This is a genomic window from Bizionia paragorgiae (assembly GCF_900107625.1).
In the GTDB taxonomy this organism is placed as follows: Bacteria; Bacteroidota; Bacteroidia; order Flavobacteriales; family Flavobacteriaceae; genus Bizionia; species Bizionia paragorgiae.
In genome coordinates this window covers 1-3149 of sequence record NZ_FNQK01000034.1, presented here as the reverse complement: position 1 = coordinate 3149, position 3149 = coordinate 1, and the positions used below count along the sequence as shown (strand labels likewise).

The 3149-nt window shown below is 34.6% G+C and carries 3 protein-coding genes; 2 read left to right on the top strand and 1 reads right to left on the bottom strand.

Features of this window, described 5'->3' with window-relative positions:
• The first annotated feature begins 14 nt into the window (after positions 1-14).
• Positions 15-77 carry a hypothetical protein gene (locus tag BLV64_RS14900; protein WP_394332354.1) on the top strand — a complete coding sequence of 21 codons (63 nt, stop codon included), beginning with the start codon at positions 15-17 and terminating at the stop codon, positions 75-77.
• Positions 78-426: 349 nt separating this feature from the next.
• Here BLV64_RS14900 and BLV64_RS14365 read toward each other — a convergent pair whose 3' ends face one another.
• Positions 427-954 (bottom strand): hypothetical protein, encoded by a 528-nt coding sequence (locus tag BLV64_RS14365; protein ID WP_092136763.1) that lies wholly within the window; start codon positions 952-954, stop codon positions 427-429.
• Positions 955-1044: 90 nt separating this feature from the next.
• Between BLV64_RS14365 and BLV64_RS14360 the strand changes: the two genes are divergently transcribed.
• Positions 1045-3149: reprolysin-like metallopeptidase (locus BLV64_RS14360; RefSeq protein WP_092136761.1), on the top strand; the 2105-nt coding region annotated here is incomplete at its 3' end.

Sequence of the window (3149 nt, the reverse complement as noted above, 5' to 3'; positions counted from 1 at the left end):
ATGTTGAATCTGGAATGTATTTATTAAATGTAAATGACGGTTCTAGAACCTTTACTAAAAAGATTATCGTTGAATAATTTCAACTTCTTTTAATATTATAAAACTCCGGAAGTCATTTCGGAGTTTTTTTATGGCTTTAAATTAACTTTAAAATCCTAATAAGGAGCTTTCAATCTGTCGCTTGGAGGTTGTAGTAGATTTAATAGTTATTCACGGTACTAGTATTGTAATTGGTATTAAAAATACCAATTGTTTCTATTACTACAATGGTTACATAACCATCCAATGGTAGCGTATATGTTCAAGGTAGTAGCTCCCATGGAAAACTTGATATATTGCTATATAAACACCAATTAGTTTTAAGTTATATAGAGAATAATTACAAGTAAATCATTATGCAATGAGGTTTTGAATATTTTAATTGATTTACATTTTGAACGTGGTAGAAATGGCATTAATAACTTGTGGCACTTCATTGACCTTAAAAGTCATCTCCAATTGGTAATTAGAAGTATCCATTTTGGTAATATTAAGCTTTCCGGAGTTTACTTTATAGGCGCCTGTTTGTCCTTTGCAAAAGCATAGTCTTACAAAAGTCACCTTTGCATCTTGTAAGTTGCTATCTTTAATTGATAAATTTTCTGTTTTAGAAGCTAATTCGATATATACAAATTCTTGATAATTATCGTCCTGAACACCTTCTATAGAATTGCGTTTATACTCGAAAACTAAAAGTGAAGAGTGGTCGTTTTCTGTTATCTCGGTATAGGAATTGCCAAATTCATCTGTTTTAACAGTGATAGATTTTTTTCTCAAAACCTCAAGAGAGCAAACCCCATCTTTTGGACATTGTTGGTTGGTAATCATAACTTTACTGTGTTCGTTGTTAGACGTTTTTTTTGTTGAATGACATGAAAAAACAATCAAAATCATCAAAACTGTAAGATGTTTCATACTATTAGTTGCTACTTTAACTTTTAAACTTTTGTAATTGATATATTACACGGTATATTTATAGCGTATTAATTTAATCAAAAATAATCCATGAAACACAATTACTTACGTAATAGTTTAGTTTTGGTAGCGGTTTTTTTATTTTCATTATCTGGTTTTTCTCAGAAAGGTAAAGGATTTTGGAATGAAACGTCACTGTCGAAAGTAAAAATGAAAGAACAGGTGTTAAGAAAAACAATGCCTGCTAAAGCTCAGTTTTACACGTTAAATCTTGACGCTTTAAAGAATGAATTACAACATGCCCCGAACAGGAAAACAACGTTCGGTCCATCACCTGTAATTATCGATTTTCCAACTGCAAATAGTACTTTCGAATCATTTAGAGTGAAGGAAGCATCTGTAATGGAAAAAGAGCTTCAAGATAAATTCCCGGAAATTCGTACATATATTGGAGAGAGTGTAGATACTCCAGGAACAACAATGCGTTTTAGCATAACGAATCAAGGCTTACACACCATGTCAATGTCTTCTAACAATGGGACTCAATTTATTGATCCTTTCTCTAAAGACGGTGCGAACTATATTGTATATGCTAAGCGCGATTTACCTGCTTTAGATCAAGTTTGGGAATGTGCTGTTGAAGGCGAGGATGAAACTATGGACTTAGATTCAAATTTTGATTATAACGCTTATAAAAATGCTAATGACGGTAAGATGAGAGAGTATAGATTGGCAGTTGCAACTACAATCGAATATTCTGCTTTTCATTGGCAAGCAGCAGGTTTAACTGCAGCGGCTACTGAAGCACAAAAGAAAGCAGCCGTTTTAGCAGCAGTAGTGGTTACAATCAATAGAAATAACCAAATTTATGAAAGAGATTTATCTGTAACAATGACACTTGTGGCGAATAATGATGCTATAATTTTTATTAATTCGGATAATTTTTCTAACGATAATGCTGGGTCTTTAATTAATGAAAGTCATACAGTTATAAATAACATTATCCAGTCGGCTAATTATGATATCGGTCACACTTTTAGTACTGGTGGTGGTGGTTTAGCTGCACTAGGATCGGTATGTTCAGTTAATAGCAAAGGAAGAGGTATTACAGGTTCTCCGCAACCTGTAGGTGATGCTTACGATGTAGATTATGTAGCTCACGAATTAGGTCATCAATTTGGAGCGCCACATACTTTTAATGGTAATGCAGGAAATTGTGGAGGTAGTAATAGATCGGCATCCAATGCTTATGAGCCAGGGAGTGGATCAACTATTATGGCATACGCAGGAATTTGCGCACCGCAAAACGTTCAAGGAAATAGTGATGCTTATTTTCACCAGAAAAGTTTACAAATGATTTTTGCTACTATAAATAATAGTTGTGCAAACGAAATCACTACTGGTAACACTGCTCCTGTAGCTAATGCTGGTGGAGATTATATTATTCCGATGTCTACACCTTATAAATTAACAGGTGCGTCAACAGATGTTGATGGTACAACAACGCACACTTACACTTGGGAGCAGTATGATTTAGGACCTGCAGGCTTACCTACTGAAACGACGACTTTAGGACCTTTAGTGAGATCATATCCTGGAACATCAGAAACTACGCGCTATATTCCAAGATTAGTAGATATAGCTATTAGTGGAGGAGTTTCTACTGCTTGGGAAAAATTATCGTCTGTTCAAAGAGACTTAAAATTCAGATTAACAGTTAGAGATAATGATGTTGTTGGAGGACAAACAGCTGTAGATGAAATGACAGCTTCTGTGACTACAGCAGCAGGACCATTCGTAGTAACGTCTCAAGACGCAACAGGAATTAGTTGGACAAGTGGAGATACCGAAACAATTACTTGGGATGTAGCAAATACAACAGCAGCAGGAATTGATGTTTCTCATGTAAATATTTTATTATCAACAAACGGAGGTCTTAGTTATGATACTGTTTTGGCATCTAACGTTCCGAATAATGGTTCTTACGGTGTTACAGTACCTAGTACTGTAGCTCCATTTTGTAGAGTAATGGTTGAAGCAGTAGGAAATATTTTTTTCAACGTTAATTCATCAAATATTTCTTTAAATTCAACAGTTAGTGAAACCTGTAATCTTTACGAATCAGGCGCAATAGCTTTAGCTATTCCAGATGGTGTTCAAGGAGGAGGACAAGGTCAACCGGTTTTTCATTCTAT

What these genes read in the sequence shown, in the direction of transcription:
- BLV64_RS14365 (WP_092136763.1), bottom strand. Translation starts at nt 954, where the DNA reads ATGAAACATCTTACAGTTTTGATGATTTTGATTGTTTTTTCATGTCAT.